Here is a 16133-nt window from a genome sequence, read left to right on the forward strand (position 1 = left end):
GGCTTCGCGCACGTCGCGTCGCGCGCCTATCGGCGCCGTGAGGACACCACGATCCCGCCCACGATCAGCGCGAAGGCCGCACCGTGGTACCAGTGCGGCGGCTCGCGCAGGAAGGCCGCGGACAGCAGCGCAGCGAACAGCGGCGTGAGGTTCATGAAGAAGCTCGCCGCCTGCGGCCCCGCATGCTGCACGCCGCTGCCCCAGCAGCGATAGGCCAGCACGGCCGGGCCGATGCCGATGAAGGCCAGCGCCGCCAGCAGCGGCCATCCGAGCGCCATGCGCGCATCGGTCAGCATCCATTCCCCGGCCGCGAACAGCCCCGACCATGCGAGGCCGAACACCAGCTGCGCCATCAGGAACGCGGCCCAGTCCTGCCGCACGCCCTGCGGCTCCCGCGTGCGCGCGAGGAACCAGCTGTAGAACGCCCAGGCGATGGTGCCCAGGATCATGTAGAGATCGCCCGGCACCAGCCGCAGCGCGAGCAGCTGCCGCCATTCGCCGCGGCTCAGCACCAGCAGCACGCCCAGCATCGAGAGCAGCGAGCCACCGATCTCGCGACCGCTGACACGGGCGCCGAAGAAAATGCCGCCCACCGCCAGCATCCACAGCGGCAGGCTGGAGCCCACCAGCGTGACGTTGATCGGCGCGGAGGTCTGCAGCGCCAGGTACTGGAACGCGTTGTAGCAGCCGATGCCCAGCAGCCCCAGCACCGCGTAGCGCTTCCAGTGCGGCCACATCGGGCTGCCGCGGCGCAGCACCGGCCACGCGAGCGGCAGCAGCAGCACGAACGCGATGACCCAGCGCACGAAATTCAGCGTGAGCGGCGACACCAGGTCGCGCACCAGGCGGCCCACCACCGCGTTGCTCGCCCACAGCAGCGGCGGCACGGTGAGCAGGAAGACGGTCGACGGCGTGAGGCGCTGCTGGATCTGCATGGCCGCCGACTCTACCGGGCATTCCCCGCCCCCGCCGCGCGAAGGCCAAACGTGGCACGATGCGCCTCTTCTTTTCTGTGCGACTGGAGACTTCGAAGATGATGAGCAAAGCCGTCCGTATCGACCGCCATGGCGGCCCCGAGGAACTGAAGATCGTCGACGTCGAGGTGGGCGAGCCCGGCCCCGGCGAGATCCGCATCCGCCACAAGGCCGTGGGCCTGAACTTCATCGACACCTACCAGCGCAGCGGGCTCTATCCGTTCCAGATGCCGCTGCAGCTGGGCATGGAAGCCTCGGGCGTGGTCGAGGCGGTGGGCGAAGGCGTGGTGCACCTGAAGGCCGGCGACCGCGCCGCCTACGCGAGCCAGCCGCCCGGCGCCTACAGCGAGCTGCGCGTGATGCCGGCAAAGAACGTCTGCAAGCTGCCCGATGCGATCTCGTTCGAGACCGGCGCGGCCATGATGCTCAAGGGCCTGACGACGCAATACCTGCTGAAGAAGACGCTGCCGGTGGAGGGCCTGCAGCCCGGCGACTTCATCGTGTTCCACGCGGCGGCCGGCGGCGTCGGCCTGATCGCCTGCCAGTGGGCCAAGGCCCTGGGCCTGCAGCTGATCGGCACCGCGGGCAGCGATGCCAAGTGCAAGCTGGCCCTGGCGCACGGCGCGGCACATGCCATCAACTACAGCACCGAGAACTTCGCGGCCCGGGTGAAGGAGATCACCGGCGGCAAGGGCGTGAAGGTGGTGTACGACTCGGTCGGCAAGGACACCTGGGAAGGTTCCATCGACTGCCTGCGCCCCTTCGGCCTTTTGGCCGTGTTCGGCAACGGCTCGGGCCCGGTGCCGCCGATCAGCCTGGGCACGCTCGCGTCCAAGGGCTCGCTCTACGTGACACGGCCGACGCTGTTCACGCACATGGCCACGCGCGAGAGCACGCAGGCGATGGCGGACGACCTGTTCGGCGTGGTGCAGAGCGGCGCGGTGAAGATCCCGATCGACCAGCGCTATGCACTGGCCGACGTGCAGCAGGCCCACCGCGACCTGGAAGCGCGCAAGACCACCGGCTGCACCATCCTCACGCTCTGAGTCCGGGCCGTGGCGGGCCCGCCGCAGGGCCAGCCCTGTCCTACCCGGGGTGGGGTGTCATGCCTGCGTCTTGTGCAAGGTGCACTTTGTAGCCTTCAGCAAAGCCAGCGAAGGCCAGCGCCATGGACACCGTCAGAACCTTCATCGTCGAGGACAACCCCGCCATCCGCGAGAACCTGGCCGGAACCCTGCGCGAGGTGGCGCGGATCGATCCGGTGGGCCAGGCCGAAACGCAGGACGAGGGCGCGCGCTGGCTCGCAGGCAACCTCTCGCAGTGGGACTTGGCCATCGTCGACCTGTTCCTCAAGGATGGCACCGGCTTCGGCGTGCTCGAAGCCTGCCGCAACCGCGATCCGAACCAGAAGATGGTGGTGCTCAGCAACCACCTGACCCCGGAGATGCGCCGCAAGTGCGCGCAGCTGGGCGCCGACGCGGTGTTCGACAAGGCCACCGAGCTCGACGACCTGATCGATTTCTGCCTGCGCCGCCGGCAGGAGCAGTTGATGGCGCCGCGGTTGCCGGCGGCGCACTGACCGCTGCGCGCCGGATCAGCCCTCGATCTTCCCGAGCCGCGATTCGCGCAGCCGGCTCGGCGCCAGCGCGCCCGCCGATTCCAGGATCGGATAGGCAATGGAGCAGATGTGCGAGTTGATCCGCTTCAGGTCGCTGATCAGGTCGATGTGCAGCGAACTGGTCTCCATGCTCAGCGTGGTGCGGTCGGAGAGCCGGTCGAGGTGGGTGGTGGCATAGGCCCGCTCGAGGTCGCGGAAGCGGGCTTTTTCCTGCAGCAGCCGCTGCGCGTCGCGCACGTTGCCATTCAGGAAGACGCTCATGCTCAGGCGCAGGTTGGCGACCAGCCGTCCGTGCAGCTCCACGATTTCCGCCATGCCCGCCTCGGAGAAATTGCGCTGCGGCTTGATCTTCTTGTCCTCGATGTCGATGATCACGCGCTCGATGATGTCGCCGATCTGCTCCATGTTGATGGTGAAGCTGATGATGTCGGTCCAGCGCCGGCTTTCTTCCTCGCCCAGCGCCTCGCGCGAGATCCGCGTCATGTAGTACTTGATGGCCGAGTAGAGCTCGTCCACCGTGTCGTCGAGCTGCCGCAGTTCCTGCGCCAGGCGCAGGTCGTTGTGGCGGATCACGTCGAGCGTGCCGATGAGCATGGTCTCCACCACGTCGGCCTGGTGCAGCGCCTCGCGCGCCGCGTTCGAAATGGCGAGCGAGGGCGTCGAAAGGGCCGACGGGTCGAGATGGTGCGGCCGCGTCGAGCTGGCCGGCAGCGGCGGCACCGGCAGCACCTTGGTGACCAGCGTGGCGACCCACTGCGTGAGGCCGATGAAGCCCACGCTGATGATCACGTTGAACGCCAGGTGGAACAGCACCACGCCGTGCGTCGCATTCGGCACGTGCGGCTGCACATGGCGCAGCCAGAGGCCGACGAAGGGCGCGAGGATGGCCACCCCCAGCGCCTTGAACAACAGGTTGCCCACCGTGACCTGGCGCACCGGCACGGCGGACTTGGCCGTGGTCAGCACCGCCAGCAGGCCGCTGCCGAGGTTGGCGCCCAGCACCAGCCCGAGCGCGACGTCCAGCGGCACCACGTTGGAGCTGGCCATGGCCGCCACCAGCAGCACCACGGCCAGGCTCGAGTAGGCCACGATCGCCAGCGCGGCGCCGATGGTGATCTCGAGCAGCACGTCGCTGTTGAGCGAGGCCAGCAGCACGCGCACGGCCGGCGCTGAAAAGAGCGGCTCCGTCGCCTCCACCACCAGCTGCAGCGCCAGCAGCATCAGCCCCAGGCCGATCAGCACCCGCCCCACGCGGCCCGCCACGCTGGCCGAGCGGGAAATGAACAGCACCACCCCCACGAAGATGAACATCGGCGACAGCCAGGACAGGTCGGCCGAGAACAGCACCGAGATGAGCGCCGTGCCGATGTCCGCTCCGCGCATCACCGCCAGCGCCGCCGGCAGCGTGACCAGGCCCTGCCCCACGAAGGAGGAAGTCATCAGCGAAGTGGCGGTGCTCGACTGCACGAGGGCCGTGACGCCGATGCCCGAGAGCGCGGCCGTGAAGCGGTTGCGCATGCTCTGCACCAGGATCTTGCGCAGGTTGGCGCCGAACACGCGCAGCACGCCCGTGCGCACGAGGTGCGTGCCCCACACCAGCAGGGCGACGGCGGCGAGCAGGTTCAGGAGGTGCTTCATGGATGCCGGTTTCTATCCTTTTCGTTTTTGTTCGTTTGCGGCCCCATTTTCCACATGTATGGCCTCAGTCGATCAACGCTCCGTTGTCATGGAAGGGAAAAGGGCCTTCGAAGGTACCGGAAGCCGCCAGATGGGTCACGAGCCGGCCGTCCCGGGCCGACCAGGCATGGACCCTGAAGCCCGGCGGCTCCAGCGTCCAGGCCGAGGCCGCATCGGGCGACAGGTCCAGGCAGACCTGGTGCGCCGGCGCCGGCGAAGTCGATGCGATGGTGCCGCCGAAGCGCACGTCGATGGCGCGGTGCAGGTGGCCGCAGATCACGCGCTCCACGTTGCCATGCCGCGCAACCAGTGCTTCGAGCGCCTCGGCGCCCTGCAGCAGGCCGATCTCGTCCATGTGGCCGATCAGCGTGCGGAAGGGCGGGTGGTGCATGGCAATCACCACCGGTTCGCCGCGGCAGGCGCCGAGCTGTTCCTCGAGCCAGGCCAGGCGTTCGCCGCAGAGTTCGCCGTGGCTCGCGCCCGGCACGCAGGTGTCCAGCGCGAGCAGGCGCAGCGCGCCCACGCGCACCGAATACTGCACGAAGCCGGCCGAGCCCACGCCCGCCGCCAGATAGGCATGGCCGGGGAAGCTGCGGCGCAGCTGGCCGCGCTCGTCATGGTTGCCCGGCATCAGGTAGACCGGCATCGCGAGCGGCGCCAGCAGGCGCGCCAGGTGCTCGTACTCGGCCGCGCGGCCGAAGTCGCTGAGGTCGCCCGTGATCACGACGGCGTCGGGCTGCTGCGGCAGCCGCAGCACCGACTGCACCGCGCGCTCCAGGTAGGGCGCGGTGTCGATGCGGCCATAGGCCAGGCGTCCCGGTTCGCGGATGTGCAGGTCGGTCAGCTGGACCAGGAAAGTGGTGTCTTGTGTCGTTGTCGTCATGCGCTGGTCTCCTGCGAGGTCATCAGGCGGTCGGGCAGGATGCGCAGGCCCACCGGATCGCCGGGGCCGAAAGGCGTGTCGCGGCCCACATCGGCCACGAGCAGGGGCTGGTCCTGCATGCGCAACTGCAGCTGCACGCGGTCGCCGAGGAAGGTGCGGCGCTCGACCGTGGCGGCGCCCCAGTCGGGCCGCGGCGCGCCCACTTCGACGTCTTCCGGCCGCACCAGCAGCATCGCATGGCTGCGCCAGGCGGGCGGGCAAGGCAGGGTGCTTCCGCCGAGTCGGACAACGCCTTGCGCAATGGCGTCGGCCTCGCGCGCGAGGCGGTTGACGCGGCCCAGGAACTCCGCCACGAAGGGATGCGCCGGCGCGCGGTACAGCTCTTCGCCGCGGCCGATCTGCACGATGCGCCCGGCGCTCATCACCGCCAGGCGGTCGGCAATGGCCATCGCCTCCTGCTGGTCGTGGGTGACGTGGATGGCCGTGATGTGCAGGCGGCGCAGCAGTTCGGCGAGCTCGTCGCGCAGCGACTCCTTGAGCTTGGCATCGAGCGCGGCCAGCGGCTCGTCCAGCAGCAGCACGCGCGGACGCACGGCCACGGCGCGCGCCAGCGCCACGCGCTGCCGCTGGCCGCCCGAGAGTTCGGCAGGGCGCTTGTTCTCCAGCCCGCCCAGGCGCGTCAGGTCGACCAGCTCGCCCACTGCGCGCCTTTCCTCTGCCGGCGCCACGCCGCGGATGCGCAGCCCATAGCCGATGTTGGCCGCCACCGTCATCTGCGGAAAGAGCGCGTAGCTCTGGAACACCATGCCGACGCCGCGATGCTCCACCGGCCGCCCGGTGACGTCCTGCCCGCCGAACACGATGCGGCTGCCTTCGTCGGGCGCTTCGAGCCCCGCGATCAGCCGCAGCAGCGTGGTCTTCCCGCAGCCCGAGGGCCCGAGCAGCGCGAGCACTTCGCCCGCCTCCACATGCAGGTCGGTCGGCAGCAGGCCGCGCGTGCCGTCAGCGTAGGTTTTCGCGCAATTCGCGATGTCGATGGGGACGCGTTCAAGTTCCATGGCGTTTCTGCATCAGGTTGGCAAGGTATTGAAGGCCCCACAGCACCGGAAGGATCACGGCGAAGAAGACCAGCGTGTAGGCCGATCCGATCTCGATGCGCATCGAGGCATAGCTGTCGGCCAGGCCCACGGGCAGGGTGCGCGTGAGCGGCGTGTGCAGCATCCACGTGAGGTTGAACTCGCCCACCGAGAGCGTGAACACCATCAGGCCGCCGGCGACGATCGCGGGGAACACGGCGGGCACGAGGATGCCCATGAAGCGCTGGCGGAAGTTGGCGCCCAGCGAGCGCGCCGCCTCTTCGAGCGCGAGCAGGTCGTCGCGCTGGAAGGCCGAGCTCACGGTGCGTACCATGAACGGCAGCGTGAACACCATGTGGCCCACGAGGATGAAGGCGAAGCTCTGGCGGAAGGCCGTGAGCTGGCCGTAGGCGAGGATCAGCGCCAGCGCCGTGGCCAGTCCCGGCACCGCCACCGGCAGCGTGAGCAGCTCCTCGAAGATGTGCGCCGCCCGCGAGCGGCTGCGCGCCAGCGCATAGGCGCAGGGCACGCCCAGCAGCACGGTGCCCACCACGCAGGCCAGCGCCAGCGCGAGCGACCAGCCGACGGTGCCGCCGTAGTTCTCCCACACCTCGCCGAGCCAGCGCAGCGTGAGGCCGCTCTTCAGGCCGGCGCTGTAGTTGTTGACCAGCCCCGCCATCACCGACAGCAGCATCGGCGCGATCATGAAGAGGCTCACAAGCACGGTGATGGCCAGCAGGAAGGGCGCCCTGGGTTGCGTGTTCTTGCGCATGAGGCAATTCCTTCGATCAGCGTGCGACCGGGTTGGCGCCGAAGCGCCGCGCGGCGAACAGCACCACCCAGGTCACGAGGCCCAGCGCGATCGACAGCGATGCGGCGAGCGCGAAGTTGGCGTAGTTGGTGAACTCGTTGTAGATGGTGATGGGGATCACCTCGAACTTGCTGGCCAGCGTGAACGCGGTGCCGAAGGCGCCCATCGAGGTGGCGAACAGGATCGCGCCACAGGCGAGCGTGGTGGGCGCGAGCTCTGGCAGCCACACGTCGCGTGCTACCCGCAGGCGCGAGGCGCCGAGCGAACGCGCGGCTTCTTCGAGCTGCATGTTCATGGCCTCGGCCGCGGCGGCGTAGGTGGCAACGGCGCGCGGCAACGAGAAGTAGAGGTAGGCCAGGAACAGGCCGAGCAGGCCATAGGCGAAGGTGATGCGTTCGCCGAACAGGCTGTCGCCGAGGTCCGCCACCAGCCCTTGCCGCCCGCCGAGCAGGATCACGAAGAAACCGATGATCACGCCCGGAAAGGACAGCGGCAGCGTGAGCAGCGACAGCAGCATGCGCTTGCCTGCGAAGGTGTGCCGCGCAAGGTAGATGCCCACGGCGGCGCCCAGCACCAGCGTTGCCAAGGTCACCGCCACCGACAGTGCCACGGTATTGGCCATGCTCTGCAGGTAGCGGGAGTCGGTCAGCACAGCGAAGTAGGTGGCCCAGCCCTTGCTCGCCGGCAGCGTGAGCAGGCGCACCACCGGCAGCAGCCAGAAGGCCGCGAAGAACACGGCGGCAGGAGCTGCGCAGGCGAGCAGGCGCCAGCGTGGGTTCCAGGCGTTGGCCGACGACGACTTCATGGCGCGGGCTTCTTCAGCGCACTTCCTTGAGATAGCGGTCGGAGAACGCCCGCTGCGCCTCCGCCATGCGCGCGTAGTCCACGCTCTTGGCGCGTGCGTATTCGCTGGCCGGCAGGAACTGCGCCTCGATGTCCTTGGGCATTGCGCTCGTGCGCACCGGCCGCAGGTAGGCCTTGGCCCAGATCGCCTGGCCTTCGTCCGACAGCACGAAGTCGAGCACCTTCTTGCCTTCCGCGGCATGCGGTGCCTTGGCAACCAGGCTCATCACGTAGGGCACGGCCAGCGTGCCTTCGCTCGGGATGACGAAGGCGACGTTGGCCTTGTCCTTGTACTTGGCGCGGTAGGCGTTGAAGTCGTAGTCCAGCAGGATCGCGATCTCGCCCGACAGCACGCGCGCGTAGGAGGTCTGCTTGGGCACGATGGGCTCGTTCTTCTGCAGCGCCTTGAAGTAGTCGATGGCCGGCGCGAAGTTGTCGAGCGTGCCGCCGCGCGCCTCGTTCACGGCCACTGCGCCGACATAGCCCACGAAGGCCGAGGCCGGATCGAGGTAGCCGATCAGGCCCTTGTATTCGGGCTTGAGCAGGTCGGCCCACGACTTCGGAACCGGCTTGCCCTTGAGCGCATCGACGTTGACCATGAAACCGAGCGTGCCCGAATGGATGGTGAACCAGTTGCCGGCCGGGTCCTTCAGGCCGTCGGGAATGTCCTTCCATGCGGCCGGCTTGTAGGGCTCGACCACGCCTTCCTTCTGTGCTTGCACCGCGAAGGTCACGCCCAGGTAGGTGACGTCGGCCACGGGGCTCGCCTTCTCGGCCACCAGCTGCGCAAGCGACTGACCCGAGTTCTTGTTGTCGGCCGGCACGGTGATACCTGTTTTTGCCTTGATGGCCTTGAGCTGCGTGCCCCAGTCGGCCCACTCGGTGGGGCAGTTGTAGCAAATGGCGGTCTGGGCCATGGCCGTGCTGCCGGCGGCGAGCGCGGCAGCCAGCAGGCCCAGGCGGGCCATGCGCGAGAAGCGGGAAGTCAGCATGAAGGAGCTCCTTGGAGGGTGAGAGGCGGTAGCGGGTTGAGTGATCAGTCGGCGGCGGTGTCGCGCGCGGCTGCGCACGACTCGCCGTCCCGGAAGAAGTACGGCAGCAGAAGGCTCGCATCGGCCTGCAGCGCGGTGCCGCCGGCCATGGCCTGGACCAGCAGTTCGACGCTGCGGCGGCCGATGTCGTCGTTGGGCTGGGCGATGGTGGTGAGCGCCGGCGTCAGGTCTTCGCCGAGCGCGATGCCGTCGAAGCCGATGACGCTGAGGTCGTCCGGCACACCAAGGCCGTCCAGGTGCGCGGCGCGGATGCTGCGGATGGCGAGCAGGTCGTTCGAGCAGACCAGCGCGGTGGGCCGGCCGGGCGCCTGCAGCACGCCGGCGAGCGCATCGACCGCGCTCTCGACGAAGGGCACCTCGATCAATGGCGGCGCCTTGAGCCCGGCATCGGCCATGCCCTTGCGGTAGCCGCGATAGCGCTGCTGCGCGCGGTCGGACGCGGCGAGCGTACCGCTGACCATCGCGATGCGGCGATGCCCGTGCAGCACCAGCCGCGCCACCGCATCGGCCACGGCGGCTTCGCCATCGACGGTCACGCAGGGATGGTCGGGGTGCCTGTTGTAGGCCAGCACGTAGGGCGTGCCGGTGCTGCGCAGCCGGGCCAGCGCGGCCGACGTGGACGGATTGGAAACCACGAGGATCAGCCCGTCGACATTGCCGGCCAGAAGCAGGTGGACCGCGCGTTCTTCCTCGTCGAGCTGGTAGCCCGTGGTGACGGGAATGATCGCGTAGCCGCCGGCGATGGCTGCCCGCGCGATGCCCTGCAGGCACTCGGCAAAGGTTGGGTTCAGCAGCGTCGGCAGCACTACGCCCAATGCACGGCTGCGCTGGGTGCGCAAGGTGCGCGCGCTGGCGTTCGGCACATAGTCGAGTTCACGCGCGACGCGCTCCACCAGCTCCCGCGTGGAGCGGGTCACCTTGTCGGGGAAGTTGAAGGCCCGCGACACGGTGGCCACGGAAACCCCGGCTTTGGCTGCAACGGCTTGGATGCTCATTCGTGCGGTGTCATGTAATCGATTACATTTCACCGCGGCAGTATGACCCCGCTATGACAGGCCGTGAAAGTGGGGAGAAACCCTCGCGTTGTGGTGGAGGCTCGTCTTGCCCCCTCTCCCTCCGGGAGAGGGTGAGGGCGGACGGCCTCTAAAAGACGACGAACCTACTTCCCGCGCCGAACCCGCCGGATCTCGTCCAGGATCAGGCAGATGGCCCCGAGCGTGATCGCACTGTCCGCCGCATTGAACGCCGGGAAGTACCAGTTGCCCGCGTGGAAGCTCAGGAAGTCCACCACGTAGCCATGCATCATCCGGTCGATCACGTTCCCGATCGCTCCGCCCAGGATGCAGGCCATCGAGAACGAGAATAGCTTCTGCCCCGCGTGCGACTTCAGCATCCAGACGATGAACACCGCGGCCGCCACGCCAATGGCCGTGAAGAACCAGCGCTGCCAGCCCGAGTGGTCGGCCAGGAACGAGAACGCGGCGCCCGTGTTGTGCGCCCGGACCACGTTGAAGAAGCTCGTGACGTAGGTCGCGTCGCCGAGCTTGTAGTAGCCCAGGATCAGCGTCTTGGTGAACTGGTCGATGATCAGGACGATTGCCGCCAGAGCGAGCCACGGCCAGATGCTGCCGCTGCGCGAGCGCGATGCCGACATGGAGCGTGCGGCCGCCATCAGGCAAAGCTCCGCGGCTCGCCGGCACCGAACAGGTTGCTCGTGCAACGGCCGCAGATCGTGGGATGCGCCGGGTCGTGGCCCACGTCGTCGCGGTAGTGCCAGCAGCGGTCGCACTTCTGCGCGCTGCTCGGCGTGACCACGGTGGACAGCGCCTCGCCCGCCGCCAGTTCGATGGCGGAGGCGATGAAGACGAACTTCAGGTCGTCGCCCAGCGAGCCCAGCAACGCGAAGTCATCAGCCGCTGCGCTGAGCCGCAGGTTCGCCTGCAGCGACGAGCCCACCTTGCCTTCGGCGCGCACGGCCTCGATGTCCTTGTTGACCACGTCGCGGATCTCGCGGATGCGGCCCCACTTGGCAAGCAGTGCTTCGTCGGGCGCGGCGAACTTGCTGTACGTCTGCGCAAAGATCGACTCGCCCGGCTTGCCCGTGCTCACGAATTTCCATGCCTCTTCGGCCGTGAAGCTCAGGAACGGTGCCATCCAGCGCAGCATCGCCTGCGAGATGTGCCAGAGTGCCGTCTGCGCACTGCGGCGCGCCCGCGAGCCCGGCGCGGTCGTGTAGAGCCGGTCCTTCAGGATGTCGAGGTAGAAGCCGCCCAGGTCTTCCGAGCAGTAGATCTGCAGCTTGGCCACCACTGGATGGAACTCGTACACCTGGTAGTGCGCGAGGATCTCGGCCTGGAACTGCGCCGCGCGCGACAGCGCATAGCGGTCGATCTCGAACAGCTGGTCGAGCGGCACCGCATCCTTCTGGATGTCGAAGTCGCTCGTGTTCGCGAGCAGGAAGCGCAGCGTGTTGCGGATGCGGCGGTACGCATCGACCACGCGCGCCAGGATCTTGTCGTCGCCAGCGATGTCGCCCGAGTAGTCGCTCGCGGCCACCCACAGGCGGATGATTTCCGAGCCCAGCTTGTTGCTGATCTCTTGTGGGTCGATGCCGTTCTTGAGCGACTTGCTCATCTTGATGCCCTTGGCATCCACCGTGAAGCCGTGCGTAAGCAGGCCGCGGTACGGCGCGCGGTCTTCCAGCGCGCAGGCGATCAGCAGCGACGAATGGAACCAGCCGCGGTGCTGGTCATGGCCTTCGAGGTATAGGTCGGCTTCGGGGCCGCTCTCGTGGTGCACGTTGGGGTGCGTGCCGCGCAGCACGTGATAGAAGGTCGAGCCCGAGTCGAACCACACCTCGAGGATGTCGGTGCTCTTGGTATAGCTCGGTGCATCTTCGGCGCCCAGGATGTCTTCGACGGTGACGCGGCTCCAGGCTTCGATGCCGCCCTTCTCGACGATGTCGGCGGCCTGGTCGAGGATCTCCATCGTGCGCGGATGCAGCTCGCCCGAATCCTTGTGCAGGAAGAACGGGATCGGCACGCCCCAGCTGCGCTGGCGGCTGATGCACCAGTCGGGCCGCCCGGCGATCATGTCGTGCAGGCGCGCCTTGCCGTTCTCCGGGTAGAAGCTGGTCTGTTCGATGGCGTCGAGCGCGGTCTGGCGCAGCGTCTTGGGTGCCTTGTCCTTGGTGAACACGCCTTCGCCCTCGTCCATGCGGATGAACCACTGCGCCGCGGCGCGGTAGATCACCGGCGTCTTGTGGCGCCAGCAGTGCGGGTAGCTGTGGGAGATGGTCTCGGTGGTCAGCAGCCGGTTGGCGTCGCGCAGCGCGGCGATGATCACCGGCACCGCCTTCCAGATGTTCTGCCCGCCGAACAGCGGGAAGTCGGGCGCGTAGCTGCCGTTGCCCTGCACCGGGTTCAGGATGTCGTCGTAGGCCACGCCGTGGGCGATGCAGGAGTTGAAGTCGTCCACGCCGTAGGCCGGCGACGAGTGCACGAGGCCGGTGCCGTCGGTGGCGGTGGCGTAGTCGGCCAGGTAGACCGGCGACAGGCGCCGATAGCCCGCGTCCACGTCGTACAGCGGATGCTCGAATTCGAGCCCGCCGAGCTTCTCGCCCTTGACCGTGGCCAGCACCTTGCCGTCGAGCGCATAGCGCGTCATGCACATCTCGACCAGCGAATTGGCCAGGATCAAGAGGCCGCGCTCGGTGTCGACCAGCGAGTACTCGATCTCGGGATTCAGGTTGATCGCCTGGTTGGCCGGGATGGTCCACGCGGTGGTGGTCCAGATCACGGCAAAGATGTCGCCGAGGATCGTGTGGTCGGTCCCGAAGGCCTTGAGCACCTTCTCGCGCTCGTGTGCCTTGAACGCCACGTCGAGGGTCTGGCTCTTCTTGTCCGCGTATTCGATCTCGAACTCGGCCAGCGACGAGCCGCAGTCGAAGCACCAGTACACGGGCTTCAGGCCGCGGTAGACGAAGCCGCGCTCGATCACGCGCTTGAACGCGCGCAGCTCGCCGGCTTCATTGGCGAAGTCCATCGTCTTGTAGGGGTGGTCCCATTCGCCCAGCACGCCCAGGCGCTGGAAGTCGGCCATCTGCTGCGCGATCTGTTCCGTGGCGTAGGCGCGGCTCTTGGCCTGCATCTCGTCGCGGCTCAGGTTGCGGCCGTACTGCTTTTCGATGGCGTTCTCGATCGGCAGGCCGTGGCAGTCCCAGCCGGGCACGTAGAGCGCGTCGTAGCCTTCGAGCTGGCGCGCCTTGGTGATCATGTCCTTGAGGATCTTGTTCACCGCGTGGCCCATGTGGATCTGGCCGTTGGCGTAGGGCGGGCCGTCGTGCAGGATGAACTTGGGCGCGCCGTGGCGGGCGTCGCGCAGGCGGTGGTAGCGGCCTTCTTCGTTCCATTCCTTGACCCAGCCCGGTTCGCGCTTGGGCAGGTCGCCGCGCATCGGGAAGGGGGTGTCGGGCAGGTTCAGCGTGGAACGGTAATCGGTGGGGGAAGCGGCGTCAGACATGTTGGGGTGCGAAACAGAGGGGCTTCGACAGGCTCAGCCCGAACTGCATTTGAGCGGTCGGTGCGGAAGAAAAGCCGTTCGCCCTGAGCTTGTCGAAGGGCGGCAGCACGGTGCGTGCAGGGCTAAATTCGATCGCGCGTGGTCTGGCGGTGGGTTTCGGCGTGGGTCGACGCAAAGAACGCGCGCGCGTCGCGCCCATCCTTGGCGATGCCCGCAGTCAGGGCCTCGAGGCTGGTGTAGCGCAATTCGTCGTGCAGTTTGTGCAGGAGTTCCACGCGGACGATTTTACCGTAGGCCCCTTCGGCTCCCAGATGCGAGGGCCACTCCAGGCAATGCGTCTCCAGCAGCACGCGGCCCGCGTTGACGTCGTTGGCATCGAGCGAGGGGCGCACGCCGAGGTTCGCCACGCCCGGCAGCGGCTGGTCGGCCAGCCCGTGCACCAGCACCGCGAAGATGCCGCTGGCCGCCGGTTTCCAGTGCTTGAAGCGCAGGTTGAGGGTGCGGAACCCGTCGTCCTTGCCGGGCGCCGAGGCGCCCAGCGCGCGGCCGAGCTTGCGGCCATGGACCACGTGGCCCGAGATCGTGTAGGGCCGCCCGAGCAGATGCTGGGCATCGGCCATGCGGCCCTCGGCCAGCGCCTCGCGCACGGCCGAACTGGAAACGCGCAGGCCGTGGACCTCGTAGCTGTTCATGCGCGCCACGTCGAAGCCGTGCGCATCGCCGGCCGCGTCGAGCATGGCGTAGTCGCCGGCCCGCCTGGCGCCAAAGCGGAAGTCGTCGCCCACCAGCACATAGCGCGCGCCCAGGCCGTCGATCAGCACGTTCTGGATGAATGCTTCGGGCGACTGGGAGGCGAGCCGGCCATCGAAGGGCAGCACCACCGTCTGCGCCACGCCGCAGGCCGCGAGCTCGGTGAGCTTGTCGCGCAGCGTGCCGATGCGCGCGGGTGCCAGGTCGGGTTTCCTGGTGACGGCGGCGAAATAGTCGCGCGGATGCGGCTCGAAGGTGAGCACGCAACTGGGCAGCCCGCGATGGCGTGCCTCGGTCTGCAGCAGCGCCAGCATGGCCTGGTGGCCACGGTGCACGCCGTCGAAATTGCCAATGGTGAGGGCGCAGGCCGGAGCCACGCCCGGGTGCCGGAAGCCGCGGAAAACCTGCATGGGTGGGTATCTTTTTGATAGCGCCTTTTGCCCGTCGAATGGGCACATCAGGCCGTTTTGTCACAAAGCCGGTATATTGTGACTCAGTGCGTCGCCCGAAGGGGCCTCCGGCGCGCTGCGTGTCCCTGGTCTTTCCGTGATTCTTCCCTTTTTGAGGAGGCGTGTGGTGAAGGTCTTGAAGCTGTCGGCCCAAGGGCTGCCCCAGTCATGGATATCGCTCGAACAGGCGGTCATCCACTATGCAGCGGACGAAGTCCGCTGGGAGGTGGGCGCGCAGGTGGCCGTGTTCCGTGGCGGCCACAATGCCATCACCGGCCAGCAATCGCAGATCGCGATCAACAGCATCATCGGCACCAAGGGTGTGCCGCGCATCAATCCCTTCACCCAGCGCCCGGGGCTCACCAACAGCAAGCTGTTCTCGCGCGACCGCAACATTTGTGCTTACTGCGGCGGGCATTTCCACGAAGACGAACTCACCCGCGAGCACATCATTCCGTTCGCGCAGAACGGCATCGACACCTGGATGAACGTGGTCACGGCCTGCCGGCCCTGCAACCACCGCAAGAGCAGCCGCACGCCCGAGCAGGCCAACATGCCGCTGCTGTACGCGCCCTACGTGCCCAGCCTCTGGGAAGATTTCATTTTGCGGAATCGCCGTATCCTGGCGGACCAGATGGAATTCCTGATGGCGCACCTGCCGCAGAGCTCGCGGCTGCACGACACCTAGCGCTTCCAGTCCGGCGGCCGTTTCTCGATGAAGGCCTGGACGCCTTCGAGCGCACTCTCGTCCATCATGTTGCAGGCCATGGTCTGGCTGGCGTCGGCCAGCGCGGCCTCGATGCCGGTTTCGAGTTGCCGGTAGAACAGCGCCTTGCCGAGCGCGAGCGCCTGGCGCGGCTTGGCGACGATGCTCGCCACCAGCGCCTCCACCGCGGCGTCGAGCTGGCCGGGTGGCGCCACCCGGTTGACCAGGCCCTTCTCGCGGGCTTCCTCCGCGCCGATGAATTCGCCGGTCACCAGCATCTCGAAGGCCTGCTTGCGGCCGAGGTTGCGCGACAGCGTGACGCTCGGCGTGGCGCAGAACAGTCCCACGTTCACGCCGCTGACCGCGAAGCGCGCCTCGGTCGCGGCCACCGCCAGATCGCACACCGCGACCAGCTGGCAGCCCGCGGCCGTCGCAATGCCGTGCACGCGCGCGATCACCGGCACGGGCAGGCGCTGGATCGACAGCATCATGGCGCCGCAGCGCTCGAAGAGCCGCTGGTAGTAGCCGAGAGAGGGTTCGGCGCGCATTTCCTTCAGGTCATGGCCCGCGCAGAAGGCCTTGCCCGCCGCCGCGATGACGACGGCGCGCACCGTGTCGTCGGCCGCAATGTCAGCGAGCGCCTGTTCGAGCGCGCCGAGCATGCCTTCGGAGAGGGCATTGAACGAGGCCGGGCGGTTCAGCGTCAGCGTGGCCACGCCGCGCGCATCGCGTGCCGCCAGCACGAAGGGAGAAGTCGTGTCGTTCATGTCCTT

General features: G+C 67.9%; 15 protein-coding genes. 3 read left to right on the forward strand and 12 right to left on the reverse strand.

The window, feature by feature from the left end; genetic code table 11:
- Positions 1-26: 26 nt before the first annotated feature.
- Positions 27-935, reverse strand: a complete 909-nt coding sequence (locus ACAM54_RS06070) for a DMT family transporter (RefSeq protein WP_192323007.1) — start codon at positions 933-935, stop codon at positions 27-29.
- A gap of 101 nt (positions 936-1036) precedes the next feature.
- On the opposite strand from ACAM54_RS06070, the gene ACAM54_RS06075 reads away from it, so the two are divergent.
- Positions 1037-2020 (forward strand): quinone oxidoreductase, encoded by a 984-nt coding sequence (locus ACAM54_RS06075; protein WP_369650952.1) that lies wholly within the window; start codon positions 1037-1039, stop codon positions 2018-2020.
- 122 nt (positions 2021-2142) lie between these two features.
- Positions 2143-2553, forward strand: coding sequence for a response regulator transcription factor (locus ACAM54_RS06080; protein ID WP_369650125.1), 411 nt, complete (start codon positions 2143-2145; stop codon positions 2551-2553).
- Between the two features lie 15 nt (positions 2554-2568).
- Here ACAM54_RS06080 and ACAM54_RS06085 read toward each other — a convergent pair whose 3' ends face one another.
- The 10 genes from ACAM54_RS06085 to ACAM54_RS06130 form a co-directional block, all read right to left on the reverse strand.
- Positions 2569-4230: a Na/Pi cotransporter family protein gene (locus ACAM54_RS06085; protein WP_145741218.1), complete on the reverse strand. Its 1662-nt coding sequence runs from the start codon at positions 4228-4230 to the stop codon at positions 2569-2571.
- Positions 4231-4294: 64 nt separating this feature from the next.
- On the reverse strand, positions 4295-5152 hold the full coding sequence (locus ACAM54_RS06090) for a phosphodiesterase (RefSeq protein WP_369650126.1): 858 nt from the start codon (positions 5150-5152) through the stop codon (positions 4295-4297).
- A complete protein-coding gene (locus tag ACAM54_RS06095) occupies positions 5149-6210 on the reverse strand; it encodes an ABC transporter ATP-binding protein (protein ID WP_209536463.1) in 1062 nt (353 codons plus the stop codon). Before ACAM54_RS06095 ends, ACAM54_RS06090 begins: the two co-directional genes overlap by 4 nt.
- Positions 6200-7000 carry an ABC transporter permease gene (locus ACAM54_RS06100; RefSeq protein ID WP_369650127.1) on the reverse strand — a complete coding sequence of 267 codons (801 nt, stop codon included), beginning with the start codon at positions 6998-7000 and terminating at the stop codon, positions 6200-6202. The genes ACAM54_RS06095 and ACAM54_RS06100 overlap by 11 nt, the downstream gene beginning before the upstream one ends.
- Positions 7001-7016: 16 nt before the next feature.
- Positions 7017-7844, reverse strand: coding sequence for an ABC transporter permease (locus ACAM54_RS06105; RefSeq protein ID WP_369650128.1), 828 nt, complete (start codon positions 7842-7844; stop codon positions 7017-7019).
- A 13-nt stretch (positions 7845-7857) separates the two neighbouring features.
- Positions 7858-8850, reverse strand: a complete 993-nt coding sequence (locus ACAM54_RS06110) for an ABC transporter substrate-binding protein (RefSeq protein ID WP_225612803.1) — start codon at positions 8848-8850, stop codon at positions 7858-7860.
- A 68-nt stretch (positions 8851-8918) separates the two neighbouring features.
- Positions 8919-9929, reverse strand: coding sequence for a LacI family DNA-binding transcriptional regulator (locus ACAM54_RS06115; protein WP_369650129.1), 1011 nt, complete (start codon positions 9927-9929; stop codon positions 8919-8921).
- Positions 9930-10093: 164 nt separating this feature from the next.
- Entirely contained in the window at positions 10094-10606 is a 513-nt protein-coding gene (gene lspA / locus ACAM54_RS06120) for a signal peptidase II (RefSeq protein ID WP_209499854.1), read from the reverse strand.
- Complete coding sequence (gene ileS, locus ACAM54_RS06125) at positions 10606-13455, reverse strand: isoleucine--tRNA ligase (RefSeq protein ID WP_369650130.1); 2850 nt, start codon at positions 13453-13455, stop codon at positions 10606-10608. Before ileS ends, lspA begins: the two co-directional genes overlap by 1 nt.
- Before the next feature lie 122 nt (positions 13456-13577).
- Complete coding sequence (locus ACAM54_RS06130; RefSeq protein WP_145741230.1) at positions 13578-14615, reverse strand: bifunctional riboflavin kinase/FAD synthetase; 1038 nt, start codon at positions 14613-14615, stop codon at positions 13578-13580.
- Positions 14616-14781: 166 nt separating this feature from the next.
- Here ACAM54_RS06130 and ACAM54_RS06135 point away from each other — a divergent pair, with 166 nt between their 5' ends.
- The gene (locus tag ACAM54_RS06135; RefSeq protein WP_012746419.1) at positions 14782-15342 is read left to right on the forward strand and encodes an HNH endonuclease; all 561 of its coding nucleotides are present in this window, start codon (positions 14782-14784) and stop codon (positions 15340-15342) included.
- Here the strand turns inward: ACAM54_RS06135 and ACAM54_RS06140 are convergent.
- Positions 15339-16127, reverse strand: a complete 789-nt coding sequence (locus ACAM54_RS06140; RefSeq protein WP_192323001.1) for an enoyl-CoA hydratase — start codon at positions 16125-16127, stop codon at positions 15339-15341. The two genes, ACAM54_RS06135 and ACAM54_RS06140, sit on opposite strands and share 4 nt — an antisense overlap.
- Between the last annotated feature and the right edge of the window lie 6 nt (positions 16128-16133).

The sequence above is a fragment of the Variovorax sp. V93 genome (assembly GCF_041154485.1).
In the GTDB taxonomy this organism is placed as follows: Bacteria; Pseudomonadota; Gammaproteobacteria; order Burkholderiales; family Burkholderiaceae_C; genus Variovorax; species Variovorax beijingensis_A.

What these genes read in the sequence shown, in the direction of transcription:
- ACAM54_RS06070 (WP_192323007.1), bottom strand. Translation starts at nt 935, where the DNA reads ATGCAGATCCAGCAGCGCCTCACGCCGTCGACCGTCTTCCTGCTCACC.
- ACAM54_RS06075 (WP_369650952.1), top strand. Translation starts at nt 1,037, where the DNA reads ATGAGCAAAGCCGTCCGTATCGACCGCCATGGCGGCCCCGAGGAACTG.
- ACAM54_RS06080 (WP_369650125.1), top strand. Translation starts at nt 2,143, where the DNA reads ATGGACACCGTCAGAACCTTCATCGTCGAGGACAACCCCGCCATCCGC.
- ACAM54_RS06085 (WP_145741218.1), bottom strand. Translation starts at nt 4,230, where the DNA reads ATGAAGCACCTCCTGAACCTGCTCGCCGCCGTCGCCCTGCTGGTGTGG.
- ACAM54_RS06090 (WP_369650126.1), bottom strand. Translation starts at nt 5,152, where the DNA reads ATGACGACAACGACACAAGACACCACTTTCCTGGTCCAGCTGACCGAC.
- ACAM54_RS06095 (WP_209536463.1), bottom strand. Translation starts at nt 6,210, where the DNA reads ATGGAACTTGAACGCGTCCCCATCGACATCGCGAATTGCGCGAAAACC.
- ACAM54_RS06100 (WP_369650127.1), bottom strand. Translation starts at nt 7,000, where the DNA reads ATGCGCAAGAACACGCAACCCAGGGCGCCCTTCCTGCTGGCCATCACC.
- ACAM54_RS06105 (WP_369650128.1), bottom strand. Translation starts at nt 7,844, where the DNA reads ATGAAGTCGTCGTCGGCCAACGCCTGGAACCCACGCTGGCGCCTGCTC.
- ACAM54_RS06110 (WP_225612803.1), bottom strand. Translation starts at nt 8,850, where the DNA reads ATGGCCCGCCTGGGCCTGCTGGCTGCCGCGCTCGCCGCCGGCAGCACG.
- ACAM54_RS06115 (WP_369650129.1), bottom strand. Translation starts at nt 9,929, where the DNA reads ATGAGCATCCAAGCCGTTGCAGCCAAAGCCGGGGTTTCCGTGGCCACC.
- lspA (WP_209499854.1), bottom strand. Translation starts at nt 10,606, where the DNA reads ATGGCGGCCGCACGCTCCATGTCGGCATCGCGCTCGCGCAGCGGCAGC.
- ileS (WP_369650130.1), bottom strand. Translation starts at nt 13,455, where the DNA reads ATGTCTGACGCCGCTTCCCCCACCGATTACCGTTCCACGCTGAACCTG.
- ACAM54_RS06130 (WP_145741230.1), bottom strand. Translation starts at nt 14,615, where the DNA reads ATGCAGGTTTTCCGCGGCTTCCGGCACCCGGGCGTGGCTCCGGCCTGC.
- ACAM54_RS06140 (WP_192323001.1), bottom strand. Translation starts at nt 16,127, where the DNA reads ATGAACGACACGACTTCTCCCTTCGTGCTGGCGGCACGCGATGCGCGC.